Origin of the sequence: Litchfieldella anticariensis FP35 = DSM 16096, assembly GCF_000409775.1 — a bacterium.
Taxonomy (GTDB): Bacteria; Pseudomonadota; Gammaproteobacteria; order Pseudomonadales; family Halomonadaceae; genus Litchfieldella; species Litchfieldella anticariensis.
On sequence record NZ_KE332377.1, the window covers coordinates 1 to 26,579 of the forward strand.

The following is a 26,579-nucleotide window of genomic DNA, read 5'->3' on the forward strand; positions in this document are numbered from 1 at the left end:
CCAAGCGGCCAGAGTTATTTCACAAACGGGTAATCAATCACCCGGGACCCGACATCTAGTATCCATTAACGAGGCGTTGGCAAAAAGGTGGGACGGTGAGCTCGAAAAAACATGGTGGCGAGAAGTGAACCTTGTAGCGAATTTTTTATCTGAGATGGCAGCAAATACTGCTGCGAAAATCAAGAACATAGTTGTTTTTGCGCGTGTGGCTGTGTGGCTCGAGGTGATGAATTGTTGTTTTGTGTTAGGGAGGCGGCGTGCCGCTGGCACCTGGAAAGCAAAAATGCTTTAAACGATATCAAGCGTTGGTGCCGATCAGAGGGAAAAAGATATTGCCAGACATCATGATGAAGACCGTTTTTAGTTACTGGAAGTCACCTGTTGCGCCAAACCCGGTCATAAGGGTTCAAATCATTAATGGACAGGGAAAGAGTGTGGGAATTGCTTCTTATGGCATCTCTCCCATCTCGGATCGTGTCTATGTGTTTGGTATCGATATCGATATCGAGTTTCAGCGTCAAGGATATGCTTCTGCGTTTCTAAAGTGCCTGGCCCGGGAATATCAACTTCCTATCACCCCCATCAAGGAGCTGAATTCAGCCAAATCTTTCTGGGTTTCGGTCCGGCATATGACACATTGTGGGCTGATAGTCACTCAAGATTGTGATATGGACGATGAGCGGAAGAGATGGAAATATCTGCAGCCTGAGATCGATCGCCTTGAAAAGCAGATTCTGGAGCGGCTAGAAAGGAGCGAACCATGGTTTGAGGCGGTTGGCCGTGGGTTGGATTGAATCGCTGCCATGGTGTTGCACCTCCAAGCACATTTGGCGACATCTTGGAGGATGACAAGTAACATCATGCTTTGAAATAGACTTTTGAGGTGGCAGTGGTGGATCTACAGCAGGGTTTCGTCCTGACCCGTCACTGGCGTGATACGTCTGCTGGCACACAAGTCGAGTTCTGGCTGGCGACCGATGACGGCCCCCGCCATATTCGCCTGCCTTACCAGCCCTCAGTGGCTTTCCTTCCTGCTGAGCAGCATGAGTTGGCCGAGTCGCTGTTGCGCAGTGAGCGCGATGTCGAGCTCCGTCCGTTGAGCCTACGCGATTTCCATCACCGGTCTGTACTCGGCCTTTATTGTCGTTACCACCGCCGGTTGATGTACCTCGACAAGCGCTTGAGGAAGGCTGGTGTCGATGTCTTCGAAGCTGATATCCGACCACCGGAACGCTACTTGATGGAGCGTTTCATCACTGCGCCGGTGTGGTTCGGTGGCACATTGGATGACAGCGGCACGCTGTGCGATGCGCAGATGAAGCCCGCGCCGGACTATCGCCCCCCACTTAGACTGGTTTCTCTCGATATCGAGACCAACCCGCGGGGTGAGCTGTATTCCATTGCTCTCGAAGGCTGTGGAGAACGTCAGGTTTACATGTTGGGGCCGGCGAACAACCAGAATGCCGTGGTCGACTTTCAGCTCGACTACTGCGATAGCCGAGAGCAACTGCTCGAAAAACTGAACCAGTGGTTTGTCTTGCATGATCCCGATGCCATCATCGGCTGGAATCTCGTACAGTTCGACCTGCGCCTACTGCATGAGCACGCTCAGCGCCTGCAGAGACCGTTGCGCCTTGGGCGTGGTGGAGCCGCGATGGAGTGGCGTGAGCATGGCACTCGCCGCAACCACTACTTCGCGGCAGCTGCCGGACGCTTGATCATCGATGGTATCGAGGCACTGCGCTCGGCGACCTGGAGTTTTTCCTCGTTCAGCCTCGAAAACGTCGCTCAGGAACTGCTCGGCGAAGGCAAGGCGGTCAACAACCCCTACCAACGTCTGGACGAGATCCAGCGTATGTTCGCCGAGGACAAGCCTGCGCTGGCGCGCTACAACCTCAAGGATTGCGAGCTGGTAACGCGGATCTTTTCCAAGACCGAATTGTTGGACTTCCTGTTGGAGCGCGCCACTGTCACCGGGCTGCCCGCCGACCGTAGCGGTGGTTCAGTCGCCGCCTTCAGCCACCTTTACATGCCATTGATGCACCGGCAGGGTTTCGTCGCCCCGAATCAGGGAGAGCGCATGCCGGAGGCCAGTCCGGGGGGCTTTGTGATGGATTCGAGGCCCGGCCTGTACGACTCCGTACTGGTGCTCGACTACAAGAGTCTGTATCCGTCGATCATTCGTACCTTCCTGATCGATCCTGTGGGGTTAGTGGAAGGTATGTGCCTTCCTTCCGACAGCGAGTCGGTGCCGGGCTTTCGTGGGGCACGCTTCTCGCGCACCCGGCATTGCCTGCCGGCCATCGTGGCGCGTGTCTGGGAGGGCCGCGAAGCGGCCAAGCGCGACAACAATCAGCCGCTTTCCCAGGCGTTGAAGATCATCATGAATGCTTTCTATGGTGTCCTCGGCTCCAGTGGTTGCCGCTTCTTCGACCCACGCCTGGCCTCATCCATCACCCTGCGTGGCCATGAGATCATGCGCAAGACCCGTGAACTGATCGAGGCGGAAGGCTATACCGTGATCTACGGTGACACCGACTCCACCTTCGTCTGGCTTCGGGAAGCGCATACGGAGGATGATGCGGCGGGCATCGGTCGGCGATTGGTGCAACACGTCAACCATTGGTGGCGCGAGCATCTGCAACATGAGTTTGGTCTGGTAAGTGCACTAGAGCTTCAGTTCGAGACCCATTATGGCCGTTTCTTGATGCCGACTATCCGTGGCACTGAAGAGGGCAGCAAGAAACGTTACGCCGGGCTGGTCAGAGACACAGATGGTAGCGAACGGATGGTCTTCAAGGGCCTGGAAACAGTACGTACCGACTGGTCGCCACTGGCCCAACGCTTCCAGAAGGAACTGTACCTGCTCATTTTCAAGCAACAGCCGTATCAGGACTATGTGCGCGACTACGTGCATCGCACGTTGGCGGGAGACCTCGATGACCTGTTGATTTACCGTAAGCGGCTCCGACGACGGCTTGATGACTACCAGCGCAATGTCCCCCCGCACGTGCGCGCGGCACGCATCGCCGATGATTACAACGACCGGCAGGGCCGACCACGGCAGTACCAGAATGGCGGCTGGATTAGCTACCTGATCACGGTCGCGGGGCCGGAGCCCTTGGAAACGCAGCATTCAGCCATTGACTATCACCACTACCTCACACGCCAACTGCAGCCAGTGGCGGACGCTATCCTGCCGTTCGTACATGATGACTTCTCGAGGCTAATCGACCAGCAACTCGGGTTGTTCTGAATCTGCCGCGCAACCCGTTTTGGCGAGACGAGTCCCGCCAAACTTCTGTTGCCTTCCTTCAGGTCGAGCGTTATCGGGCAGTTTTTCATAAACAAAAGTAAATGATTGTCAGAAAAATAATTTATTTTACCAAATGGACGGTGTGCGACCACCCTTACCTCATCATGTAATGGTGGGGAGTGGTGACATGCCATTGGCCGAAAAAAGCATTGTCTCGGTACCGACTGGGAACTCGTTGGCGTATTTGAGCCTGGGATTTGCCGAGGTAACGGAAGCGGCAGCCATTGCGGCATACAAGTGGATTGGCCGGGGCGAAAAGGAACGTGGTGACGATGCTGCCGTGATGGCCATGCGCAAGGCATTTGCTTCCCTTCCTTTCAGCGGCACCGTGGTGATCGGTGAGGGGGAGAAGGATAACGCCCCCATGCTCTACAACGGAGAGGCACTAGGCCGTGGCGGCGTGGCAGTGGATATCGCCGTCGATCCCGTCGATGGCACCAATTACCTGGCAAAGGGAATGGCCGGTGCGGTGGCGGTGTTTGCTGCAGCGCCTGCTGGGGCGATGTTCTGCCCTGGCCCTGCCTTCTATATGGACAAGTTCATCGTTCCTCCCGTGGCTCGCAACTCGGTGGATCCGACCGTGCCCGTCGCCGAGAAAATCCGCGATCTGAGCCGAGCTCTTGGAAAACCCATCTCCGAATTGTGCATTTTCGTACTTGAACGCCCGCGCCACGAGGCGCTGATTCGTGAAATCAAAGCCACTGGTGCCAGGGTGCACATGGCGTGTGACGGTGATGTGCTCGGTGGACTGAGGGCGGCAACCGGTGAGGGTGCCGATGCCCTGATGGGAGTTGGTGGTACGCCGGAAGGGGTGATTGCCGCCTGTGCGGCGCGTGCCCTGGGGGCCGGGATGTGGGGGGCGCTTGCTCCTCAGAGTCAGGCGGAAGAGGCCCGACTCCAGGATTGCGGGATGCAGCAGGGGCAAATCCTGGCCATGAACGACCTGGTGTCAAGCGACGACTTGGTGTTCGCCTGCACCGCCATCACTGGTGACGACATGTTGGCGGGCGTGAGGGTCATGGACGGGCGCGCCTGGACGGAGACGTTGCTCATTCAGGGCATCGGTCATCGCATCAGCAGGATCCAGAATCAGCGGCTTCTGCGGGAGGGCGCATGAACGAGATGCTTCAGGAGAAACAGTCCGACCGCCTTGGGGTGGTGGGTAACGATATCCGTCGACAGCGGGCCAACGCACTTCGCTTTCTGGCCATCGATGCCGTGGAAACGGCGGTAGGCTGGCGATTGGCCCTGGAGAACCGATCCGGACCCATGGCGCTGATTCTCACTCGTCAGAAAACCACCTCGCTTACGCATTCCAGCAGCACCATCGATGGTGCTGCCCGGGGTGCCTACGTGATATCCGAGGCCGAGGGTGGAAGGCTTGATGGCATCCTGATTGCGAGTGGTTCCGAAGTCGGGCTTTGTTTGGAAGCCCAGACCCGTTTGGCAGAGGAAGGCCATCGGGTACGAGTCGTCTCAATGCCCTCGTGGGAGTTGTATGACGCGCAAGAACCCGACTATCGAGAAGCGGTGTTACCAGCAGCGGTGACGCGTCGTGTGGTGGTCGAAGCCGCCGAGCCCCAAGGGTGGGAACGCTACTTGGGTACCGAGGGACGTGCGGTCGGTATCCGCGCTTTTGGTGCCTCCGCTCCGGGCATGGAACTGCTTCGAGAGTACGGCTTTACCGTCGATCGAATCGTGGAAGTCTACGAAAGTCTCGCCTGAAGAGGTGTTCGATCATGACACACAAGCACGCCAAGGCACTCAATGAGACGGTCCAGGCTCTGATGGCTCCGGGTAAAGGCATCCTGGCGCTGGATGAGAGTAATGCCACCTGTACCAAACGCTTCGAAGCGGCGGGGGTGCAGTCCACTCCCGAGACGCGACGGCGATACCGAGAGCTATTGATGACGGCTCTAGGCTCCGAGAACCACATCAGCGGCGCCATTCTCTATGATGAGACGATTCGCCAAGCTACCAGTGACGGTGTTCCTTTCCCGACCTTGCTGCAAACCAGGGGCCAGGTTCCGGGCATCAAGGTCGATACCGGCGCTAAGGATCTTGCCAATGCGCCGGGAGAAAAGGTGACCGAAGGTCTCGATGGTTTGCGTGAGCGGCTTGCCGAATACCATGAGTTGGGGGCTCGTTTCGCCAAGTGGCGGGCGGTGATCGCCATTGGTGATGGACTGCCAAGTCAGTTGTGCTGCGAGGCGAATGCTCATGCCATGGCCCGCTACGCAGCGCTATGCCAGGAAGCGGGCATCGTGCCGATCATCGAACCGGAAGTCCTGATCGATGGTTGTCACGACATCGACCGCTGCGAAGCGGTGACCGACCGCAATCTGCATATCGTGTTCCAGGAACTTCAGGCTCATCGAGTGCTACTCGAGGGCGTCATTCTCAAGACCTCCATGGTCATTTCCGGGCTACGGGCGTCGAAGCGGGCTGGTATTCAGGAAGTTGCCGAACGCACTGTGGCGACGCTATTACGCTGCGTTCCTGCCGAGCTTGGCGGTGTGGTGTTTCTTTCCGGCGGTCAAGGAAATGTGGAATCCACACAGCATCTCAATGCCATACAACAGGTAGCTATCGGTCGTACCCCGTGGCCGATGACATTCTCCTATGCGCGCGCTCTGCAACAGCCGGCGTTGGAAATCTGGGGATCGAACCAACAACGCGCAGCTGAAGCACAGCAGGCGTTTGTGTTCCGTGCACAGATGAATGCCCTGGCTGCTTGCGGGAAATACAGTGAGTCCTTGGAAGTCGAGGCAGCATAAAACGATCGTATGAAAATCAGCTCACTTGGCTATGCGTGTTGGCGGGCCAAGTATTGGAAGGGAGATTGGACCATGTCTGCCATGTATCCCATCGTCGCCGTTACCGGTTCGTCCGGGGCGGGTACGACAACAGTGAAGTCGATACTCCAACGCATCCTGAGACGCGACCAATTCAAGGCGGCATTTGTCGAGGGCGATAGCTTTCATCGCTACAATCGTGCCGAGATGAAGAAGATGGTGGCCGAGAGCCAGGCCGAAGGCAGAAATCTGAGCCATTTCGGCACGGAAGCCAACCTATTCGAGGAACTGGAACAACTATTTCGTGAATACGGAGAGAGGGGCACCGGACGTTTCCGGCATTACATCCACAACCAGGAAGAGTCGTTGCTCTATGGCAGCTCACCGGGGACATTCACGGAGTGGGAAGACTTTGAGTCGGGTACGGACCTTCTCTTCTATGAGGGCCTGCATGGTGCCGTGAGGACCGACACCGTGAACGTGGGGCAACACGCGGACCTTCTCGTGGGTGTAACACCGATCATTAACCTGGAATGGATCCAGAAGATCCACCGTGATACCTCGGAGAGGGGCCAGGCACGGGAGAATGTGACGGAGACGATTCTGCGTCGTCTGCCCGACTACATCAACTATATTGCCCCCCAATTCACCTATACGGATATCAACTTCCAACGCGTGCCGACGGTGGATACGTCCAATCCGTTCATCGCCCGGGAGATTCCGACCCTGGACGAGAGCCTCGTGGTCGTTCGCTTCCGCAACCCGAAGAAGTTCCATGTGGATTTCCCTTATCTGTTAGCGATGATTCCCGGATCCTTCATGTCACGGCGCAACAGCCTCGTGATACCCGGCAGCAAGATGGGATTGGCCCTGGAGATCATTCTGCAGCCATTGATCGAGAAGCTGGTGCTGCGGGCGCGTGAATATCGTAGGGTGGAACTGCAAACGGAAGTATTGACTGATTGATGCGTTCTCTCTGATGTCTCATCCGCCGTCGTTTAATCCTTCCCGACGGCGGATGGAATGTTTTTGTGCGCACGCAAACATCCAGCGACCATCGGCCGATCTGTCAAGGTGACAGGGCTTCGGCCATTTTCGGTGCTTGCTCGAAAACCAGCGCCTTGAATGCCAGTGCTATAGGGGAAAGCCGTTTACCGCGCCGATACGCCAGATACCAGTTTCGTGCAATGGGAAAGTGTTCCACATCCAGAATCACCAAGCGCTTGGCTTGCAGGTCCAATTCCAGAGTGTGGCGGGAAACCACGCTCAACCCCAGTCCGGCTGCTACGGCTTCCTTGATGGCTTCGTTGTCAGCGATCTCCACCTGAATGGTGGGAGAGATATGACACCATGCGAATAGCTTTTCCAAGGCAGCCCGTGTGCCGGACGCCGGCTCACGGACCACGAAGGGCTCGTTCTGCAGGGCATTGATGCTGATGCCCTCTTTTCCGGCCAAGGGATGGTCCGGTGGGGCGATGACGACCAGCGGATTCTTCATGAACGCTTCACCGACCAATTCCATGTGTTCGGGCGGCTTGCCCATGATGACGATATCCTTTTCGTTGCTTTCCAACTGCCTGATCAGCGTACCGCGATTGGTGACATCCAACTTGATGGTAGCGGCTGGGTATTGCTTCAGGAATGCTGAGATCATCCGCGTGGCGAAGCTGCTGGCGGTGGTGGCTACCGAGACGCTTAAGGTACCCCGAGAGATATCCTGCATTTGGGCGAATATCTCCTTGGCCTCACCCAGTTCCTGGAAGATGTTGCGGCTGTAGTGCAGCAGCTCTTCGCCGGCACCGGTGAGATAGACTTTCTTGCCCAATTGTTCGAACAAGGGCAGGCCCACCGAATCCTCCAGTCGTTTGATCTGCACGGAGACAGCGGGCTGGGTCAGGTGCAGGGTATTGGCGGCCTCGGTAAAGCTGAGCTTTTCCGCCACGGCATTGAAGATGGCAAGTTGCCGGAACGTGACGTGCATGGTCCTGCACCTCGTAGCGTTATGGGAGTAGGCAGGCACTTCTTTTTGGAAGTATAAACAAAAATATATGGAAATAATAAAAATCATTTAATTTTTATTATTCATGGCCCTTCATATACTGACTTGCATGAGGTCGGTATTGGCTTCGCTCTTAGAAAAATATATATGACGATGATGAGGGGAAATGCATATGACACAGCAAGTAGACGTGAAGGCAAGATACACGCCCGGCGTTATTCCCTATAAGCAGATGGGTTACTGGGAACCTGACTACGAGGTAAAGGATACGGATGTCATTGCCGTCTTCAGGATCACTCCTCAGCTCGGAGTGGACCCGGAGGAAGCGGCCGCGGCCGTGGCTGGCGAGTCATCCACGGCTACTTGGACGGTGGTGTGGACGGATCGACTGACCAACTGCGAGCTATATCGTGCCAAGGCGTTCCGAGTCGATCCGGTGCCCAACAACCCGGCGCAGTTCTTCGCCTATATCGCCTATGACCTGGAACTGTTCGAGCCGGGTTCCATTGCCAACCTCACGGCCTCGATCATCGGCAATGTGTTTGGCTTCAAGGCGGTGAAAGCCTTGCGCCTCGAAGACATGCGTATGCCGGTAGCCTACTTGAAGACCTTCTCCGGTCCGCCGACCGGCATCGTGGTGGAACGGGAGCGGCTGGACAAGTTCGGCCGTCCTCTGCTTGGTGCTACCACCAAACCCAAGCTTGGCCTATCCGGCCGCAACTACGGCCGTGTGGTCTATGAAGCACTGCGCGGCGGCCTGGACTTCGTCAAGGACGACGAGAACATCAATTCCCAAAGTTTCATGCACTGGCGTGATCGTTTCCTCTACTGCATGGAAGCGGTGAGCCGTGCTTCGGCGGCCACTGGCGAGGTGAAAGGACATTACCTGAATGTCACCGCCGGCACCATGGAGGAGATGTATGAACGCGCCGAATTCGCCAAGGAACTGGGTTCGGTCATCATCATGATCGATTTGGTCATCGGCTACACGGCCATCCAGTCCATGGCCAATTGGGCTCGCAAGAACGATATGATTCTGCATCTGCACCGGGCGGGACATGGCACCTATACCCGACAGAAGAGCCATGGCGTGGCCTTCCGCGTGATAGCCAAGTGGATGCGCATGGCGGGTGTGGACCATATCCACGCTGGCACTGTGGTGGGCAAGCTGGAAGGCGATCCCCATATGATCAGGGGGATCTACGATACGTGCCGGGAGACCTATACGCCCCAAAACCTGGAAACCGGACTGTTCTTCGATCAGGACTGGGCGTCATTGAACAAGGTCATGCCGGTGGCCTCCGGCGGGATTCACGCTGGCCAGATGCACCAACTGCTGACCTATCTGGGCGAGGACACTGTACTCCAATTCGGTGGCGGGACCATTGGTCACCCTCAAGGTATCGCCGCCGGCGCCCAGGCCAATCGTGTCGCCCTGGAAGCCATGGTGCTGGCGCGTAACGAAGGCCGCGATATCTGGCATGAAGGTCCGGAGATCCTGAATCAGGCAGCCAGGTGGTGCACACCGCTGAGACAAGCCTTGGATGTCTGGAAGGACATCACCTTCAACTACGAGTCGACGGACACCCCGGACTTCGTCGTACAGGAGAGTGTCTCGGCCTGAGGAAGGCTTCCTATGGCCCGGATATGACGAGGCGGTATCCCATAACGACATTGATGGAGCAGCAGTCATGCGTATTACACAAGGTCAGTTTTCGTTCCTGCCTCCGTTGACGGACGATCAGATCAAGACCCAGGTCAAGTGGGCGCTGGATCATGGCTGGGCGGTCAGCGTGGAGTACACGGATGATCCTCATCCTCGTAACACTTACTGGGAAATGTACGGACACCCGATGTTCGACCTTCGCGATCCTGCAGGCGTGATGCAAGAGATCGTGGAGTGTCGCCAGGCGTTCCCCACTCATTACATCCGGGTAATGGCATTCGATTCCAGCAAGGGCTGGGAGACGCCGAGGATGTCTTTCATCGTCAACCGCCCTGATAACGAACCGGGCTTCCGACTCGAGCGTCAGGCAGTTGAAGGCCGGTCGTTGCGTTACACCATGACGTCTTATGCTGTCGATCGGCCCGAAGGTGATCGCTATTGATGATCAATCATTGTGCCTCGCTGCTGCCTGCGGGGCGTCATTGGATTCCGAGGGACGCGTATGAGTACGGCACAACCCTATGTCGATGAGAATGGTGTAGACACGCAGGATGAGCGACGAATTACGCTCGAATGCGATGGTGTTCGACACGTTCTGGACAAGGTGAACAGGGAGCTAGTCGGGCTTGCACCGGTAAAGGCCCGAATCGGTCAGATCGCTGCGCTATTGATGGTGGATCGGGCTCGTCGCGAACTCGGTCTGACGACCGAACCGCCGACCCTGCATATGTCCTTTACCGGTAACCCGGGAACAGGCAAGACCACCATGGCGTTGCGCATGGCGGAAATCCTGCACGAACTGAGTTACGTGCGCTCCAGCCATGTGATTTCGGTGACTCGCGATGATCTGGTCGGGCAGTACATCGGCCACACCGCCCCCAAGACCAAGGAGGTGATCAAACGCGCCATGGGGGGTGTGCTGTTCATTGACGAGGCTTACTACCTGTATCGCCCGGAAAACGAGCGAGACTATGGCCAGGAAGCCATCGAGATCCTGCTTCAGGCCATGGAAAGCGACCGCGATGACTTGGTGGTCATCGTTGCCGGTTACAAGGACCGCATGGAGCGTTTCTTTCAGTCCAATCCCGGCTTGCATTCCCGCATTGCCCATCACCTCGAGTTTCCGAACTACAGTGCGGATGAACTGCTGACAGTCGGCGATTTGTTGCTGGAGGAGCAGGGGTACCACTTTACCGAGGCTGGCAGGAAAGCGTTTGCCGACTATCTGGAGCGGCGGATGCAACAGCCGCATTTCTCCAATGCCCGCTCGGTGCGCAACGCCCTGGACCGATTCCGGTTGCGCCAGGCGATGCGGTTGGTGGAACAGGGCGGTTCGCTGAGCGCCGAGGAGTTGACTGCCATAGACGCCCAGGAAGTGCTAGCCAGCACCGTCTTCAGTAAGGAGTCCGAATCCCTGCCCCATTTGCCGAGTCGTTGACAGCTAGGTACAGCAGAGCTGGCGGCGGCTCCCCGGCAAACTCTTGTTAGCTCCCCCCTCAAGGTTTAACGACTCGGGCCGATAGCTCAAACAGTGGGCATATAGACGCTGCCGTCCACACATTCATCCCATCGTCTTGGGAGGCCGCCTTGGACAGCTCGCCATCTACTCTTTTGACCGTACTAGCTGATCGTATCGGCTTTGGCCTGATCCTGCTCGATCAAGAACTGCGTATACAGCACTGGCACGGTGTCACTGATCAGTGCAGTGACAAGTCCTTGACACAGGTTCGCGGTCGAGCTTTGGCCGAGTTTTTCCCAGATGCGGATATGACGTGCTTGCGCGAGTACGTGGAACGGATTCGCAATGAAGATGATGCCTCACCGATCTTCTTGTCTCTGCCTAACGGCCAATCCATGCATGAGAAAAGTTGGCTACTGTTTCCCATTACCCATACGGATCATGCTCAGCGATTCGCGCTCGTACTCGATGACGCTTCTGCCAGAGACTATCCCAATATGGTGCAAGTGTCCGCTGTCAACTGCGGGGAGAGCGCACACATGGATCAGGATCAGCTGATCGAGAAATTGGAGAAGGCCAACAACCAGCTTGTGCAGTCCGAAAAGTTGGCGGCCATCGGACAATTGGCTGCCGGTGTCGCTCATGAAATCAACAACCCGATAGGGTATGTCTCCTCCAACCTGAAGACATTGGCCGGATATGTGCAGGATCTGCTGCGCATTATCGATGTCACGGATGGTGGGACAGATCTCGAAGAGTTACAAAAACTCAAACATACCCTGGAATACGACTACATTCGTGGCGATGTCGAGTCGTTGATCAATGAGTCTGAGGATGGGCTCGACCGTGTGAAGAAAATCATCACTGCGTTAAAAGATTTCTCTCATATAGATGAAGAGGAGTTTCGTCTAGCCGACCTTCATCGTGGCATCGATACGACGCTCAATGTGGTGCATAGCGAACTCAAGTACAAGGCAGATATCGTCAAGGATTATGGCGAATTGCCGGAGGTGGAGTGCATTCTTTCCCAAATCAACCAGGTCGTCATGAACTTGCTGGTAAATGCCGCGCATGCGATCGAAGAGTTTGGGACCATTACGCTTAAAACGGGACGAGAAGGCGGATGGGTATGGTTCGAGGTTGAGGATACTGGAAAAGGAATAGAGCCAGATCTCATCAATCGTATCTATGAACCATTTTTTACCACCAAACCTGTAGGCAAGGGGACAGGGCTAGGATTGGCACTTTCCTACAACATCATTCAAAAGCATCATGGCAAGATCAAGGTATTTAGTGACGTCGGGACAGGCGCGCGCTTTCGCGTGTGGTTGCCAATCAAGCAGCCAGCTGTGATGGATTCCATGACCGAAAATGAGGCACGAAAATGAACGAGCAATGCCCGGAGACAGCCACTGCAACTGCAACGCTTCTGCTGGTGGATGACGAAGAGAATATGCTCAAGAGCCTCAGGCGTGTGCTTCGAAATGAACCATATACGCTATTGATGGCAGGTGATGGTGAACAAGCACTGAACCTGATGGAAGATCAGGAAGTGGATTTGGTGATATCCGATGCTCGCATGCCGGGAATGGATGGTCCTACCTTACTGGCCAACATTCAGCACCGCTGGCCAGATTGCATGCGTATCCTCTTGACTGGCTATGCCGATATCAGCACGACTGTTCGTGCTATCAATGAAGGACATATTTACCGTTATGTCAGCAAACCATGGGATGATGACGAGCTTCGTCTGATCATTCGGCAGGCACTCGCCTATCAGTTTGCCGAGAAAGAGCGGCAACGGCTTGAACGACTCACGCAGTCACAAAACCGACAGCTGCAAGAACTGAATGCCGATCTTGAAAATCGAGTGGAAGCACGAACAGCGGAAATTCAACAGATTGCCGATATGCTCGATCTCGCCTATGCCGAGTTGAAGCGTAGCTACGTTACCGCTACTGAGGTGTTTTCATCATTGCTCAATCAGCGCTTGCCACGGAACCTTCAAACCAACGGGCGTGTGGTAGAGCTGGTCAAGGCCTATGCTCAATATTACCAATTGGATGAGGCGCTTGGTCGTGATTTGTCCATGGCAGCGGCACTTTACAATATTGGCAAGCTGGCGTGGGAAGATAGCCTTTTCAATAAACCATCGGATCTTCTTTACAAAGACGAGCTTGAGCAATATCGCCGTTATCCAGAGCTTGGAGAAGGCTTATTGATGACATTGGAGCCTTTGCGGGAGGCGGCCAAGCTGATTCGCCATCACCAGGAACGCTGGAATGGAAGTGGTTTCCCGGATCATTTGAAGGAGAGCCAGATCCCGTTTGGAGCTCGACTTTTGAGATTGTCAATAGACTTTGTTGAGCTCCAGCAGGGGATGATACTGGAGAGAAAAGTGGAGCGTGATGAAGCCCTTCTGCTACTGAAAAAATATGCCGGAAGGCTTTATGATCCCCAATTATGTGAGCAGTTCATTCACTTGTGCACGGAGCTGGAACTCGACACCGTGCTAACTGACGATACCGTTCTAAAGGTGGATACGCGCCGTCTAGAGCCAGGTATGACGCTAGTGAGGGATCTGTATGCCGAAAATGGAACCCTGTTACTCAATGAGGGAAAAGAGCTGGATGCATGGCTGATTGACAAGCTTATGAGTTTCGAAGCGTCGGAAGACACAAGCTACACCCTATATGTGCGTAAACCTCAAGCCAAGACAACACGATAAGAGGTCATTTCGATGCAGCCGTTATCTGTGGAGTGGAAAAGCCTCTTTATCTATCCATGGTTCCCGCAGGATAGAAGAGGTGCGGCACCGTCGAGCTCTCACAGGTAATTGGCAGGAGGGTGATGAATGTCTGAATACAAGAAAAATGCCAATAAATTGATTATTAAAGTCGTCTACTATGGCCCTGCTCTGAGTGGTAAAACGACTAACCTGGCGCAGCTTTATGCGCAGCTAAGGCCGCAAAGAAAAGGGGAGTTGATGGTGTTGGAGTCTGGAGACGACCGAACTCTTTTCTTTGACATGCTTCCTATTGGACTGCGTAGTAACGATGGCCTTGATTTGAGAGTTAAGATATATACCGTACCCGGACAGATTAAGCATGACAGTACTCGAAAGGCATTGTTGTCTCGTGTTGATGGAGTGGTTTTTGTAGCTGATTCTCAGATTGATCAGCAGGATAATAATGCTGTCGCTTTTTCTGATCTGGCTGATAATTTGACAAAAGTGGGGCTGGATATAGAACGGCTACCCTTGACCGTGCAGTTCAACAAACGTGACCATCAAGATGCCATGGAAAAAGCCACATTGCACGAGAAATGGGCTGAAACTCCGTGGACACCATTGACTTTTGCAAGTGCTCTGAGAGGCGAGGGAGTCGTGGAAAGTTTCCGACAACTACTGGCACGTCTATACCCTGTCGTGAATGAGGAGTTCAACTTGTCAACAAGACACGCCCTCGATTCTCAAGAGTTCGTACGCCAGCTGAGTGCTGTCGAAGAGGCTCGCCATGAGTAATCTCGAAGATGATCTCGACTTGGATGCACTCTTGTCGACAAATCATAGAGCGCTCCTGCTACAAGTGCTTAGTACCTTGACGGGGGTTAATGTAGAGCTAGTAGAGCATGCTGATGAAGCCTCCAGTCCATTGGTATTCAATCTTGAGACACTGGCTTGGCTGAAAGCGGAACTTCCAGAAGCCCATCGTCAGGCTGCCGTACAACTCTTTGAGTTGATAATGTTTTATGCTGGAAAATATCATCTTGCAGCTAATTTACATCTTGATGTTACCGAAACCAGTTATATTGAATTGCAGAAGCAACATGTCGCTTTACAAGAATCGAAGATGCGATATAAAAAATTATCAGAAAAATTACAGGAGCGAATTGATGAGCAGGTCAAGGTAATAGAACGTGCCCAGCGGCAGCTTTATGAAGATGCACGGCTACGGGCGATAGGTCAATTGGCGGCAGGAGTTGCTCACGAGATCAATACACCGGTTGGCTATATCGGTAGTAATCTCCGTGTAGCTAGCGACTATCTTCGCGATATAGCAACCAATCTAGATGACGGGAATAACTTGGAAACAGTTCTCGAAGATTTCCGAGAGCTGTTGGATGAATCGAGAAGTGGTGTGCAACGTATTGCTAATATCGTGTCTGATTTAAGAATATTTGCCAATATTGATCAGGCTGAGTTTGCGAATTGTGAATTGAATGTCTTGCTGAAGACTGCCTGCCACCTTCTTCAAGCAGAACATTATCAAAAGCTAGCCATCGTGCAGCATCTAAATGAATTGCCAAAGCTTGATTGCTACCCTGCAAAGTTATCTCAAGCTTTTTATAATGTCCTCGACAATGCTGCCAAAGCTATTGGCGACGATGGGGTTATTCATGTAGAGAGTCGCTTGTGTGGCGACGTAATAGAGGTTGTTATCGGGGATGATGGCTGTGGGATGTCTCAAGATACCATGGCGCGTGTTTTTGACCCCTTTTTTACTACGAGAAGTATTGGAATGGGGACTGGTCTTGGCCTGAGTGTAGTGAGAGATATTATTTCCGTACACCAAGGCGAAATTCGTTTGAAAAGCCATCCAGGGCAGGGCACTCGCGTAACCTTGCTCTTCAAGGTGAGCTGAGAAGCATTGGCTTGGTATTGTAACAGTACGAGCCGGGACGTTGTTGGAAGGAAATCGTTGAGCTATCAGCAGGGACGGAAAAAATGAGTGTTCAAGATCGTCTGTTACGTATTCTACTGGTCGAGGATGATGAAGATGATTTCTTGATCACGCATGACCTGCTTCGCGAAGCTAGCCATTTCTCCTATCATCTTGACAGGGTCGAAACATACGAGGAAGGCAAGAAAGCCATCTCCAGTCAAGAACATGATTTGGCTTTGATAGACTACCGACTTGGTGCTGAGTCGGGAATGGATCTTGTCCAGTATGCCTCGCATATTGGTATCCGGATTCCTTTGATTCTACTCGTTGATCAGGATGACGGCGAGCTTGATATCAATGCCCTAGAGATGGGGGCCGCGGATTATCTGGTCAAGGGGCAAATCACCAGTTCACTTCTGGTGAGAAGCATACGCTATGCCATCGAGCGTTCTCTCTCTATAGAAGTACTGGCTGAGAGTGAAAAACGTTATCGGCTACTGTTCGAATCCAACCCGGAGCCGATGTATATACATCACCGTGAGACGTTGGCTGTCCTGGCAGTCAATCAAGCTGCTTTGCGCCTATTTGGCTATTCTTATGACGAAGCCATACAGTTGAGTGTTCCAGATCTTCTTTCTTCTTGCGAGCGACAACGTTTTTATGATCACTATCAAGAAATTGATAGTTTAAATGCAACGCCGAAGGTAGGGATATGGGTGATTAAATGTAAGGGGGGTGATGAGGTAAGTGTAGAAATTACTGCCCATGATTATGTGTTCAATGATCAACCATCACGTTTGATTCTGCTGAATGATATTACAGAAAGAGTCCAAGCCAGAAATGAAGCGCGCCGTCAGGAAAGAGTGTTTCATCAATTGCTTAGTGATAGCCGTGATGCTTTGTTGGTGATAGACTCTGGTGGGGTCGTGCGTTATGCCAATCCTGCAGCGACATCTCTATTTTGCTCTTCTTTGGATGCGCTGTTAAAAAGGCGTCTAGACTTTCCATTGCTCGGCAATAATCTTTTTGAATGGTCTGTCATCATAGAGGGTGAGGAAGCTGTCATTGTCGAAATTCAGCGGTCGCAGACCGAGTGGGAAGGGGAGACCATGTACCTTTTCTCATTGCGCGATATCCGTCAACGTAAGGAAGCTGAAAAACAACTCTACTTACTGAAGAGAAGTATCGAATCTAGCTATAACGGTGTCGCAATTGCAGATGCTTTGGCCCCAGACATGCCGCTAATCTATGTCAACCCGGCGTTCGAACGTATTACTGGCTATACGGCAGAAGAAGTGGTGGGGATGAACTGCCGCTTCCTACAACTGGATGATCGGTATCAACCAGGTGTCGAACAGATTCGGCTAGGCTTACAGGAGCAGTGTGAGGTTCATACCGTCCTACGGAACTTTCGCAAGGATGGTTCAGCGTTTTGGAATGAATTGTATATTACCCCTGTGCGCAATGAGGATGGAATCGTTTCCCATTATATCAGCGTGCAAAGCGATATTTCAGAGAAGAAACGTTTCGAGTCGGAGTTGGCCTTCCATGCCAATCACGACGTTCTGACGGGACTTCCCAATCGCTCTCTTCTGGAAGACCGCTTGGTACAGGGATGCCAGTTTGCGAAACGTCATCAATGTCATCTTGCCATTATCCTATTGGACCTCGATGGCTTCAAACCTATCAATGATTCCATGGGACATGCGGCGGGGGACCAGGTGCTCGTTGAAGTTGCCAGACGACTTGGGCAACAGATTCGACCTGGGGACACTTCGGCTCGCATGGGGGGAGATGAGTTCGTTATCTTGTTACCTGATTTGGCTCGCCAAGACGATGTGTTGCAAATCGTCGAGCGTCTGCTTGCCTGTGTTGCACTTCCCTATCAAGTTGGCGATACCGAACTTCGCATTACAGCTAGCGCCGGTATTTCGGTAAGTGACGGAGAGGAAGCTAACCCATTGAACCTGGTTCAACAAGCTGACCTGGCAATGTATGAGGCCAAGAAGCGGGGCAGGAACAACTATCAATGGTACACCAGAGACCTGAATCAGAAAGTCAGTGAGAGCGTCACACTGCGCAACGAACTGCAGAAGGCGATAGAGTCCGAAGGATTCGAGCTTTACTTCCAGCCACAGGTTAGTTCCGATGGACAACATGTCATCGGTATGGAAGCCCTCCTTCGTTGGCACCACAGGGAGATGGGGTTCATTTCGCCTAAAAGAATCATTTCGATAGCCGAAGAGACAGGGCAGATTTTTGCCCTCAATCGCTGGGTCATGGAGACGGCATGTCGACAGGTCAAGTCGCTCAAGGATCAAGGCTTGGTGAATAGCCCTGTTGCGGTCAATATTTCACCGCTGCAATTCCATCGGAGCCACTTTGTGGAGTTCGTAGGCCAAGTGCTCGAAAGAACACAGCTTGAGGCTAAATTTCTTGAGCTAGAGCTTACGGAAACCATCCTTCTCGGCAATGCGGAGCATGCCGTACAAACTCTGCACGAGCTGAAGAGACTCGGTGTGCGTCTAGCTATCGATGATTTCGGTACAGGTTTTTCCAGTCTGAGTTACCTGAAGCGGCTTCCTATCGATAAAATCAAGATCGATCGCACCTTCATCAAAGAAATCATAAGCGATCAGCACGATGCCGCAATCACACAAGGCATTATCTCCATGGCACATCACCTCGGTCTTCAGGTCGTAGCCGAAGGGGTTGAGACCGAACCTCAGTTTGCCTTCCTCAGAAAGAGTCAGTGTGATAGCTATCAGGGCTATTATTTCAGCAAGCCCTTGGGTTTGGAGTCGCTTAGAGACTATCTCCAACAGCGCCAAGGGACTTTGGATGCCAAGCCGTTGCCACGGCGTGAAGAGGAAGAGCTGATACCGACTCTGTTATTACTCGATGATGAGGAAAATATACTGCGCGCTTTGACGCGTGTGTTGCGCCGCGAGGGCTATCGAATCCTGACGGCCAACCGTGCTCACGATGCTTTCGAACTGTTGGCCAAACATGACGTGCAGGTCATTCTTTCCGATCAACGCATGCCTGAGATGAATGGCACTGCATTCTTTAGCCGTGTCAAGGACCTCTATCCCGAAACCATTCGTATCGTGCTTTCCGGTTACACGGACCTTCAGTCCGTGACCGAGGCTATCAACCAGGGAGCTATCTACAAGTTCCTTACCAAACCATGGGACGACGAACAGCTGCGCTTGGATATCAAGCAGGCTTTTCAGCATTTCACTGCGACCCAAGAGAAAGGCGTTTTGCCATAGCCTCCCAAATGTCGTCTCGTCGCCCAATAGCGGCATACCACCGAAGACCCTAAGCCTCGTGCTTTCCGATGGACTCTTCGAGACACCCCGCTACCCTAGCTGGTCCGCATATCTGCCGATACAGCTCGATTAGTTGACTAGCCTTGACGTCCTCGTGCCATTGATCGGCATAGTCCATCGCACTCTGCGACAAGCGGGATCTCAGTGATGCATCGTCCAGCAGTCGATTGATCTTATTGGCAAAATCGTTCGGATCATCTTCGGCGATCAGGCAGCCTTCATTGTCACGGAGCACATCCAAGGTGCCCATCACCGCGGTCGATACCACCGGTGTCCCCAATGCCATCGATTCCAGTAGCACTAGCCCTTGGGTTTCGGTACGTGAGGCGAACACGAACACATCGGCTGCGCGGTACATCGACTGCAGGGGGCCGTCTCGTCGCATGTAGCCTACGAATCGCACCGATTTCTCAACCCCTCTTTGCTGTGCTTGTCGGGCAAGAGCGTCCCGTGCCGGGCCTTCCCCGGCGATCACCAGGAGGGCCGAAGGGTGACGCGAGATCACTTTGGGTAACATGTCGATCAGAAAACCGATGTTCTTCTCGTGCGCCGTGCGGCCGACGAACAGTAACAGCGGTGCATTTGTCGGCAGTTGGTAACGTTGACGGAAATCGCCATCCATAGCGCAACGGAACTCTCCCAGCGGAAGGCCGGTTGCGATCACGAAGATCGGGCGGCGGATGCCATAGCGTTCGACTGCGTCACGCATGGGGGGAGAGGGAGCTATCAGCGCGTCCACTACGTGGCACTGGCGAAGTGCAACGCGCTTGACTGCCCAGCGCAACAGGCTTCCAGGCAGCCAAGGGATATAATGATGCAGGTATTCTTCGAAGAGGGTATGGCAGGTTTCCACGACTGGCAGGCCCAATCGTCGGGCCAGCTTCAGTCCCGCATAATGGGCCACGAAGGGGGTGTGTACATGAACCAGGTCGAACTGTCGCCTGGCCAGGTCAGGCATCAACTCGAGCACTCGCCGATAGTGCATCATGCGATCCTCAGGATCGCCGGGCACACTACGTGATGGAATTCTCAGGATGTCCGGGTCGTCCTCGTGGCCAATCGGATAGGCCGGACATATCAGTGTCACTGAGTGCCCTTGGCGAGCCAGCGCCTTGCGAAAGCTCTCGACAGAGGTGGAAACGCCATTGACCCTCGGGAAATAGACGTCCGAGATCATCAGGATATTCATTTGGCAGATGGCTTCTTTCAGGCACAAGATGTTGTGCACACTATGCTGCTGGCGTGACATTCGCGTGACGTGCTTCCAGCACTCCTGACGGGTATGCACTGGAACGTCGTGAAAACTCGTGTGGCGTTTGTTATGGAGGATATTTCCCCGAACGAGTCTGAATCGGGGTATAGCAATGTTCTCTTAGGCAGGATCGGTGTTATTAGACTATGCTGAAAGCGGTGACGCACAAAATAACTTCGTTGTTATCAGCGTACCCTTCACGCCAGAACTTGCGTCACCATGCATGCATTCGCCCCGGTCTCGGTCCCCGAGATCGGGGCTTTTCATTGGTCTGCGTGCATCAGCGAGTCATGTAATCGGCCATCGTCAGCACGACCAGGAAACCCAACCACAAGACACCGCCCGTGGCATAGACTTTCAACAAGGCATCGGCCGTCTTGAGGCCCATGAACATGACGATGATCACGCCGATCATGCACAAGGCGCCACCCAGCACTAAGGCAATAGCCAGCATGCCGCTGAGCAGCTCCGCACCGGCTGCTACGACAACCAGTAATGCCAGGAGCACGATCCAACTCAGCAAGTAAAGGCGAAATTCGTTCATAGGCGCAATACGTAGAGCAGTGTGAAGATAACGACCCACAGTACATCCACGAATGCCCAGTAGAGGGCGGTGATCTGCACTTGGCGGGCGATACGCGGAGGGTCGCGCCATTGCAGGATGAAGACGGCTATGGTTCCCAATAGACCCAGGCCGACCAGCATGTGAAAGACATGCAGCCCGGTCAGGGAAAAATAGAAGTGGAAGAACAGTCGCACCTGTTGGGCGTGTTCTCCAGAGTGCTCGAAGGCCAAGCCGAGTACTGGCATCAGGCCCTCTTGGTACTCGTGGTGCCACTCCAGCGCCTTGATGGCGAGGAACGACAGGCCAAGTGCCAGTGTGGCAAGCAGGAACAGCAATGCGCTACGTCGTCGACCGGCGTTGATGGTGTGCTCGGTCAATACCATGGTCAGGCCGCTGGTAAGCAGGACAGCGGTGTTGGACATACCCATCGGCAAGCTGAGCAGATTCGATGCTTCGCTGAAGCCCTGTGGGTAGAGGAAGAGATAGACCACGTAGCTGGCAAATATACCGCCAAACAGCAACAGTTCGGTGGCTAGAAACAGCCACATGCCAAACTGGTTGGACGCTTGCTGTTGCTGCATCGCTTCGAACTGTTCAGCGACGGGGCCCTGTGCGCTCAGGCGTCTATCCGTCGTCTCGGTCGTAAGCATAGGCTGGCTCCGTTACACGCGGAATCTGTACGAAGTTGTGCTTCAGCGGAGGGGAGGTGGTCAGCCACTCCAACCCCTTGGCATTCCAGGGGTTGCTTCCCGCCGGCTGTCCCTTGAATAGCGACCAGGTCAGATAGACCAAGGGCAACAGATAGCCGATGGCCAGCACGCCAGCGCCGAGCGATGACATGGCATTGAGAATCTGGAAGTCCGCCGGGTACTCGTGGTAGCGCCGTGGCATCCCCAGGTAACCGAGGATGAACTGTGGAAAGAACGTCAGGTTGAAACCGATGAATAACGCCAGCGCAGCGACCTTCGACCACAATTCGGAATAGCGCTTGCCGGTCATCTTGGGCCACCAGAAATGCAGCCCTCCCAGATAGGCGGTCACCATTCCACCGACCATGATGTAGTGAAAATGCGCGACGACGAAGTAGGTGTCGTGCACATGGATGTCGATGGCGAGCGAGGCGAGGATGATGCCGGTCAGTCCGCCGATGGTGAACAGACCGATGAACGACAGGCCATAGAGCATGGGGGCCGTGAAGTGTATACGCCCCTTGTACAGCGTTGCCGTCCAATTGAAGGTCTTGATCGCCGAGGGCAGGGCGACCAGGAACGTGAAGAACGAGAACATGACGCCGGCGTAGAGACTTTGCCCGGCGACGAACATGTGATGTCCCCAGACGATGAAACCGAATATCGCGATGGACATGATCGAGATGGCCATGCCCTTGTAGCCGAAGATGGGATTGCGCGAGAAGCAGGTGATGATCTCCGATACCACCCCCATGCCCGGCAGGATCATGATGTAGACGGCCGGGTGGGAATAGAACCAGAACAAGTGCTGGAAGAGGATGGGATCGCCTCCGAGCGACGGATCGAAGATACCGATACCGAGAACCCGTTCCAATGCAATCAACAACAGGGTGCACGAAAGCACCGGCGTTGCCAGCACCATGATCAGGCTGGTGGCGTAGTTGGCCCAGACGAACAGAGGAAGTCGCATCCATGACAGGCCTGGCGCGCGCATCTTGTGCGTGGTGACGATGAAGTTGATTCCTGTAAGGATGGATGAGAAGCCGACGACGAACACGCCGGTGACTGCCGCGAGTACCGCGGTGTTGGAGAACATCGTCGAATAAGGTGTGTAGAAGGTCCAGCCGGTATCGACGCCACCGGCGATCACGGCGAACAGCGTGAAGATGCCGCCGATGGTGTAGATATACCAGGACAGTAGGTTGATTCTGGGAAAGGCCAGGTCACGAGCGCCGACCATCAATGGCAACAGGAAATTGCCTAGCGTGGCGGGGATCGATGGGATCAGGAAGAACCATATCATGATGATCCCATGCATCGAGAACAACTGATTGTAAGTGTCGGCGGTGACCAAGTCGCCGCGCGGGGTCATCAATTCCAGCCGGATCAATAATGCCGCGACGCCGCCGAGAAAGAAGAACGCCGTGATGGATGCCAGGTATAGCCAACCGATGCGCTTGTGATCGGTGGTCAATAACCAGTCGCGCAGACGAAAGCCGCTACTCAGGTAATGTTCACGTGGCCATAGGTCGTTGGCAGGCCATGCATTGCCGGATACAACGCTCATGGCTCTTCTCCGTCGGTTGTGTCATCTGGGGGAGTTGTCCCGCTTTCCTCGGGTTGCAGCGACTTGATATAGGCGATGATCTGCAGGAGTTCGTCTTCCGAGATCTGACCCGAGAAACTTGGCATGATGGGATTGAAGCCAGCGACGACATGCTTTTGGGGTTGGAGGATCGAGTCGCGTAGGTAGGCGTCATCGGCCATGACCGTACCGCCGCTGGAAAGGGGCACGGGACGCCCGTAGACACCTGCCAGCTCGGGCGCCCTGACACTCGATTCGCCTATGTGACAGCCACTGCAGCCATAGCTTGAAAACAATCTGGCGCCCTGTACCTCTGGCGTGTCGTGTTGGCCCTGGCGACTCAACCAGCGTTGATAGGCGGCTTGCTCCATCGCCACGATTTTGCCGCGCATGCGTGAATGGTAGCTACCGCAGTATTCGGCGCAGAACAGGCGATACTCGCCTGGCGTCGTTGCTTCGAACCAGACCTCGCGGTAGGCCCCGGGAAGTACATCGCGCTTGATGCGAAAATCGGGGATGTAAAAGCTGTGAATCACGTCTTCCGAGGTAACCCGTAAGGCAATGGTTTCTCCCACCGGGACGTGTATGGTATTGATCTCGCGGGCTCCATCGGGATGCTGGACTTTCCACATCCATTGCTTGCCGATGACGTTGATGGTCATGGCCGATTGTGGACCGCGGTATTGGCCCAGATACAGATCGCTCGACCAGGCGAACAGCCCCATGAATACCACGAACATGATGGTGAGCACGCCGAGCTCGATACGTTGACTGGTGCGTGGGGAGGGGATGTGTTCTCGATTGGCATGACTATTGGCGCGATATCGATAGCCGAAATAGCAAATCAGGGCGAACACCAGAATCGTCAGCAAGCCGCACACCACCACCATGACGAGGTAAAAGATATCGAGGTCTCCGGCGAAGCGGGATGCCTGCTCAGGCAAGAAACGCAAGCCCCGCTCGATATCAGGGAGGTAGGCTCGCTGTTCGCTCATGTGCGCTCCCTCCGGCGCATCCATAGAATCGCCCCTGCGAGTGCCAACACCGAACCCCCTCCAGCGACACGTAGCAGATTCATCACGGCCAGGTTGTACTGCCCGGTTTGCGGGTCGAAGCGATAGCAACGAACGAGGATCTTTTGCAGCGGGCTACCCAGTTCACCCTTGCCGGCTTCCACCAGTGCCAGTCGTAGATCCGGTGCTTCCGGGCGTATACCCAACAGATAGTGGGTGATCTTTCCTCCGGGAGCTGCGACGACGACACCGGCTGGGTGAGCATAATCGCCGGTCTCCGGGTCACGGGCGTAGCGAAAGCCGATGGCATTGGCCAATGCATCGATAGCCGGCTTCTTGCCAGTCAACAGCCGCCAGTCACTGGTGGCCTCACCATGGCGATTGCGTAACTCGGTATGGATACGCTGGGCATCCACGGGACCTTCCTCTGGGGCGATGCTGACGATAACGACTTGATATTCGTCACTGCCGAAAGGCAGTCTATCGGTCGTATTGGCGATACGATCGAGCAACATCGGGCAAAGCTGCGGGCAGTTGTACCAGGCCAACGCCAACACCAACGGCTTGTTTGCAGTGAGAGAGCCGATACTGACCAGTTTTCCTTGGGCATCTCGGAACTCCAGCTCTTCAGGTAACGAGTTGCCGATGCGTTGCTGGTAATCGACTTGGCCGATTACCTCGGCGTCTGGTGATGGTGAGGAGGCTAGAGTCGGCATCGATAGCATGCTTGCCACGACCCAGGTGATGGCGAACGAAATCCCATATTCTCGCATCGGCACGCTGAATCTCATGGTGCTCTCTCCGGCTTCGCAGCGGAGTCTCCCGCCTTTTGGTTGGCTGGAATTGATTCCCGTGGTGGATTCACGTTCTGCCCTGAATCAGGCAGTCCACGACGCAGGAGCGCCCGTTTGGCCTGCTCGATGGGAATGTGCACGATCCCGGCTTCCCTGTTCACCCAACCCACACTGTTCAGTTGACGTTCGATATCTCGACTGAAGGCGGCATAGTCGCGCGTGGGATCGGCTTGCAGGCGCGGACCCTGCATCTCACTACGTGGTCCGGCGAAAGGGCTGTCTGGCTCGGGAGCCATGCGCCAAACCGTTGTCATCAGGGCCCAGACGATCAGCAGACCAAGCGGTACGAACAGCACCATGAACGCGATGATCCCAAAAGGCAGTCGGGCCGGTACGTCTCGTGTCTCATAGTCGGGTGTGCTGTCTCTATCATGTTCCGTCATGGTATTTCTCCTCGACGGAGCGGAAGGCGATCAGGGCGTGGCGTCGGGTATCTCCGATCCACCACAATGCGGCGGTGGCCAGGGTGACGATGGCAATGGGGCCGAACAAGAAGGCCCAACCCGATGTCGTGAAAGAGGGCCAGACCAGCCAATGCATATGCAGTAGGTATCCAACGAGAGCGATCGCTGCAGTAAGCCGCAGCCAGCCTGAACGTCGCTTGGCGGCAGTGGGTAGCAGCATGGCGAAGGGAATGGCCAGAAACAGTAGCGTACTGAGCCGTCCCACCCACAACCAGGCGCCTTCGCTACGATTCAGGTACCAGCTGATTTCAAAGGGGAGATTGGCCGACCAGACGATGATCAACTGCGAGAAGGCAAGGAAAGCCCAGCCCAGCAATACGGCGAGCCATAAATTGGCCAGGTCGAGTCGTATCGAGGGGCGCAGTGATACGACACTAATGAACAGACCCAATGCCAGGACCGATACCACACAGATTGCCATGATTTCGAGGCCATATATGTCCGAATAGAACGTCGGCTCCAGCGACATCAGCCAGTCATAGCAGAAGAAGGTCACCGTCAGCGCCCATACGATCAAACCAGGAGCGTACCAACGCGGGGTACTTGATCGAGACGATGGGGGACGGGTCAGCCCCAAGGAGAGGCCGACCCATATCATCAGGTAGAGCAGGGTACGAGCAATGAAGAACGGCTCATTGAGATAGAACCGCTTATGGCGTACGACGTCGGGGAGCGTGTCGTGAGCCGCCATCCAGGGAAACAGGACATCCAGTCCCAGCAATAAAGGCAACAAGGCCAGAGCAAAGAGCGGCATGCTGGCCACCAGGTTACGCCACACAAGGTGGCTTTCATCGCCCCAGGCACCTCCCGTGAGACCATGCACCATCAGCAGCGCCATGGCGCCAAGGGGAAGAAACGCCAGCAGTACCCATGCCGTCAGCCATGCCTGAAGCAAGGTAGACCAGGCCATGAGGGCTCCTAGT

General features: G+C 54.5%; 24 protein-coding genes. 15 read left to right on the top strand and 9 right to left on the bottom strand.

The annotated features are described in order from the left end of the window. The 7 genes from L861_RS24960 to L861_RS00035 form a co-directional block, all read left to right on the top strand. Positions 1–292, top strand: a 292-nt coding sequence (locus L861_RS24960) for a hypothetical protein (protein ID WP_035567372.1), incomplete at its 5' end; no start/stop codon positions are given. Beyond that, positions 258–794 carry an N-acetyltransferase gene (locus L861_RS00010; RefSeq protein ID WP_027947718.1) on the top strand — a complete coding sequence of 179 codons (537 nt, stop codon included), beginning with the start codon at positions 258–260 and terminating at the stop codon, positions 792–794. The genes L861_RS24960 and L861_RS00010, both read left to right, overlap by 35 nt. Before the next feature lie 98 nt (positions 795–892). Beyond that, complete coding sequence (locus L861_RS00015) at positions 893–3,256, top strand: DNA polymerase II (RefSeq protein WP_027947717.1); 2,364 nt, start codon at positions 893–895, stop codon at positions 3,254–3,256. Positions 3,257–3,443: 187 nt separating this feature from the next. Continuing rightward, a complete protein-coding gene (gene glpX / locus L861_RS00020) occupies positions 3,444–4,433 on the top strand; it encodes a class II fructose-bisphosphatase (RefSeq protein WP_016414465.1) in 990 nt (329 codons plus the stop codon). After that, complete coding sequence (locus L861_RS00025) at positions 4,430–5,041, top strand: transketolase-like TK C-terminal-containing protein (RefSeq protein ID WP_016414466.1); 612 nt, start codon at positions 4,430–4,432, stop codon at positions 5,039–5,041. The genes glpX and L861_RS00025 overlap by 4 nt, the downstream gene beginning before the upstream one ends. Positions 5,042–5,055: 14 nt before the next feature. Continuing rightward, entirely contained in the window at positions 5,056–6,093 is a 1,038-nt protein-coding gene (locus L861_RS00030; protein ID WP_016414467.1) for a class I fructose-bisphosphate aldolase, read from the top strand. Positions 6,094–6,165: 72 nt separating this feature from the next. Then, positions 6,166–7,077, top strand: a complete 912-nt coding sequence (locus tag L861_RS00035) for a phosphoribulokinase (RefSeq protein WP_016414468.1) — start codon at positions 6,166–6,168, stop codon at positions 7,075–7,077. Between the two features lie 103 nt (positions 7,078–7,180). Here L861_RS00035 and L861_RS00040 read toward each other — a convergent pair whose 3' ends face one another. Continuing rightward, entirely contained in the window at positions 7,181–8,092 is a 912-nt protein-coding gene (locus L861_RS00040; protein ID WP_016414469.1) for a LysR family transcriptional regulator, read from the bottom strand. Between the two features lie 190 nt (positions 8,093–8,282). Here L861_RS00040 and L861_RS00045 point away from each other — a divergent pair, with 190 nt between their 5' ends. From L861_RS00045 to L861_RS00080, 8 genes are all read left to right on the top strand, one after another. After that, the gene (locus L861_RS00045) at positions 8,283–9,734 is read left to right on the top strand and encodes a form I ribulose bisphosphate carboxylase large subunit (RefSeq protein ID WP_201766400.1); all 1,452 of its coding nucleotides are present in this window, start codon (positions 8,283–8,285) and stop codon (positions 9,732–9,734) included. Between the two features lie 67 nt (positions 9,735–9,801). Continuing rightward, complete coding sequence (locus tag L861_RS00050; RefSeq protein ID WP_016414471.1) at positions 9,802–10,218, top strand: ribulose bisphosphate carboxylase small subunit; 417 nt, start codon at positions 9,802–9,804, stop codon at positions 10,216–10,218. Between the two features lie 60 nt (positions 10,219–10,278). Further along, positions 10,279–11,214: a CbbX protein gene (cbbX, locus tag L861_RS00055; protein WP_016414472.1), complete on the top strand. Its 936-nt coding sequence runs from the start codon at positions 10,279–10,281 to the stop codon at positions 11,212–11,214. Positions 11,215–11,363: 149 nt separating this feature from the next. After that, positions 11,364–12,623: an ATP-binding protein gene (locus L861_RS00060; protein WP_016414473.1), complete on the top strand. Its 1,260-nt coding sequence runs from the start codon at positions 11,364–11,366 to the stop codon at positions 12,621–12,623. Next, positions 12,620–13,963 (top strand): response regulator c-di-GMP phosphodiesterase, NosR family, encoded by a 1,344-nt coding sequence (gene nosR, locus L861_RS00065; protein ID WP_016414474.1) that lies wholly within the window; start codon positions 12,620–12,622, stop codon positions 13,961–13,963. The genes L861_RS00060 and nosR overlap by 4 nt, the downstream gene beginning before the upstream one ends. Positions 13,964–14,089: 126 nt before the next feature. After that, positions 14,090–14,758 carry a GTP-binding protein gene (locus tag L861_RS00070; protein WP_016414475.1) on the top strand — a complete coding sequence of 223 codons (669 nt, stop codon included), beginning with the start codon at positions 14,090–14,092 and terminating at the stop codon, positions 14,756–14,758. Further along, positions 14,751–15,878 (top strand): sensor histidine kinase, encoded by a 1,128-nt coding sequence (locus L861_RS00075; RefSeq protein WP_016414476.1) that lies wholly within the window; start codon positions 14,751–14,753, stop codon positions 15,876–15,878. The genes L861_RS00070 and L861_RS00075 overlap by 8 nt, the downstream gene beginning before the upstream one ends. An 83-nt stretch (positions 15,879–15,961) precedes the next feature. Beyond that, on the top strand, positions 15,962–19,174 hold the full coding sequence (locus L861_RS00080; protein WP_016414477.1) for an EAL domain-containing protein: 3,213 nt from the start codon (positions 15,962–15,964) through the stop codon (positions 19,172–19,174). Between the two features lie 49 nt (positions 19,175–19,223). On the opposite strand, the gene L861_RS00085 is transcribed toward L861_RS00080, so the two are convergent. The 8 genes from L861_RS00085 to L861_RS00120 all read right to left on the bottom strand — a co-directional run bounded on the left by L861_RS00085 (position 19,224) and on the right by L861_RS00120 (position 26,566). After that, positions 19,224–20,483, bottom strand: coding sequence for a glycosyltransferase (locus tag L861_RS00085; RefSeq protein ID WP_016414478.1), 1,260 nt, complete (start codon positions 20,481–20,483; stop codon positions 19,224–19,226). A gap of 283 nt (positions 20,484–20,766) precedes the next feature. After that, positions 20,767–21,030 (bottom strand): cytochrome C oxidase subunit IV family protein, encoded by a 264-nt coding sequence (locus L861_RS00090; protein ID WP_016414479.1) that lies wholly within the window; start codon positions 21,028–21,030, stop codon positions 20,767–20,769. Further along, a complete protein-coding gene (locus L861_RS00095) occupies positions 21,027–21,701 on the bottom strand; it encodes a cytochrome c oxidase subunit 3 (protein WP_016414480.1) in 675 nt (224 codons plus the stop codon). Before L861_RS00095 ends, L861_RS00090 begins: the two co-directional genes overlap by 4 nt. Continuing rightward, positions 21,676–23,307: a cytochrome c oxidase subunit I gene (gene ctaD / locus L861_RS00100; protein WP_016414481.1), complete on the bottom strand. Its 1,632-nt coding sequence runs from the start codon at positions 23,305–23,307 to the stop codon at positions 21,676–21,678. Before ctaD ends, L861_RS00095 begins: the two co-directional genes overlap by 26 nt. Then, a complete protein-coding gene (coxB, locus tag L861_RS00105; RefSeq protein WP_016414482.1) occupies positions 23,304–24,320 on the bottom strand; it encodes a cytochrome c oxidase subunit II in 1,017 nt (338 codons plus the stop codon). Before coxB ends, ctaD begins: the two co-directional genes overlap by 4 nt. Continuing rightward, complete coding sequence (locus tag L861_RS00110; RefSeq protein ID WP_016414483.1) at positions 24,317–25,129, bottom strand: SCO family protein; 813 nt, start codon at positions 25,127–25,129, stop codon at positions 24,317–24,319. Before L861_RS00110 ends, coxB begins: the two co-directional genes overlap by 4 nt. Further along, positions 25,126–25,575, bottom strand: coding sequence for a hypothetical protein (locus L861_RS00115; RefSeq protein WP_016414484.1), 450 nt, complete (start codon positions 25,573–25,575; stop codon positions 25,126–25,128). The genes L861_RS00110 and L861_RS00115 overlap by 4 nt, the downstream gene beginning before the upstream one ends. Beyond that, positions 25,562–26,566 carry a hypothetical protein gene (locus tag L861_RS00120; RefSeq protein ID WP_016414485.1) on the bottom strand — a complete coding sequence of 335 codons (1,005 nt, stop codon included), beginning with the start codon at positions 26,564–26,566 and terminating at the stop codon, positions 25,562–25,564. Before L861_RS00120 ends, L861_RS00115 begins: the two co-directional genes overlap by 14 nt. Positions 26,567–26,579 lie beyond the last annotated feature (13 nt).

Excerpts from the sequence above, each read along its gene's own strand:
- coxB (WP_016414482.1), bottom strand. The coding sequence starts at position 24,320 with ATGAGCGAACAGCGAGCCTACCTCCCTGATATCGAGCGGGGCTTGCGT.
- L861_RS00095 (WP_016414480.1), bottom strand. The coding sequence starts at position 21,701 with ATGCTTACGACCGAGACGACGGATAGACGCCTGAGCGCACAGGGCCCC.
- L861_RS00090 (WP_016414479.1), bottom strand. The coding sequence starts at position 21,030 with ATGAACGAATTTCGCCTTTACTTGCTGAGTTGGATCGTGCTCCTGGCA.
- L861_RS00035 (WP_016414468.1), top strand. The coding sequence starts at position 6,166 with ATGTCTGCCATGTATCCCATCGTCGCCGTTACCGGTTCGTCCGGGGCG.
- L861_RS00070 (WP_016414475.1), top strand. The coding sequence starts at position 14,090 with ATGTCTGAATACAAGAAAAATGCCAATAAATTGATTATTAAAGTCGTC.
- L861_RS00040 (WP_016414469.1), bottom strand. The coding sequence starts at position 8,092 with ATGCACGTCACGTTCCGGCAACTTGCCATCTTCAATGCCGTGGCGGAA.
- L861_RS00115 (WP_016414484.1), bottom strand. The coding sequence starts at position 25,575 with ATGACGGAACATGATAGAGACAGCACACCCGACTATGAGACACGAGAC.
- L861_RS00050 (WP_016414471.1), top strand. The coding sequence starts at position 9,802 with ATGCGTATTACACAAGGTCAGTTTTCGTTCCTGCCTCCGTTGACGGAC.
- L861_RS00030 (WP_016414467.1), top strand. The coding sequence starts at position 5,056 with ATGACACACAAGCACGCCAAGGCACTCAATGAGACGGTCCAGGCTCTG.
- L861_RS00080 (WP_016414477.1), top strand. The coding sequence starts at position 15,962 with ATGAGTGTTCAAGATCGTCTGTTACGTATTCTACTGGTCGAGGATGAT.
- L861_RS00110 (WP_016414483.1), bottom strand. The coding sequence starts at position 25,129 with ATGAGATTCAGCGTGCCGATGCGAGAATATGGGATTTCGTTCGCCATC.
- glpX (WP_016414465.1), top strand. The coding sequence starts at position 3,444 with ATGCCATTGGCCGAAAAAAGCATTGTCTCGGTACCGACTGGGAACTCG.
- L861_RS00075 (WP_016414476.1), top strand. The coding sequence starts at position 14,751 with ATGAGTAATCTCGAAGATGATCTCGACTTGGATGCACTCTTGTCGACA.
- L861_RS00045 (WP_201766400.1), top strand. The coding sequence starts at position 8,283 with ATGACACAGCAAGTAGACGTGAAGGCAAGATACACGCCCGGCGTTATT.
- L861_RS00025 (WP_016414466.1), top strand. The coding sequence starts at position 4,430 with ATGAACGAGATGCTTCAGGAGAAACAGTCCGACCGCCTTGGGGTGGTG.
- L861_RS00120 (WP_016414485.1), bottom strand. The coding sequence starts at position 26,566 with ATGGCCTGGTCTACCTTGCTTCAGGCATGGCTGACGGCATGGGTACTG.
- nosR (WP_016414474.1), top strand. The coding sequence starts at position 12,620 with ATGAACGAGCAATGCCCGGAGACAGCCACTGCAACTGCAACGCTTCTG.
- cbbX (WP_016414472.1), top strand. The coding sequence starts at position 10,279 with ATGAGTACGGCACAACCCTATGTCGATGAGAATGGTGTAGACACGCAG.
- ctaD (WP_016414481.1), bottom strand. The coding sequence starts at position 23,307 with ATGAGCGTTGTATCCGGCAATGCATGGCCTGCCAACGACCTATGGCCA.
- L861_RS00085 (WP_016414478.1), bottom strand. The coding sequence starts at position 20,483 with ATGTCACGCCAGCAGCATAGTGTGCACAACATCTTGTGCCTGAAAGAA.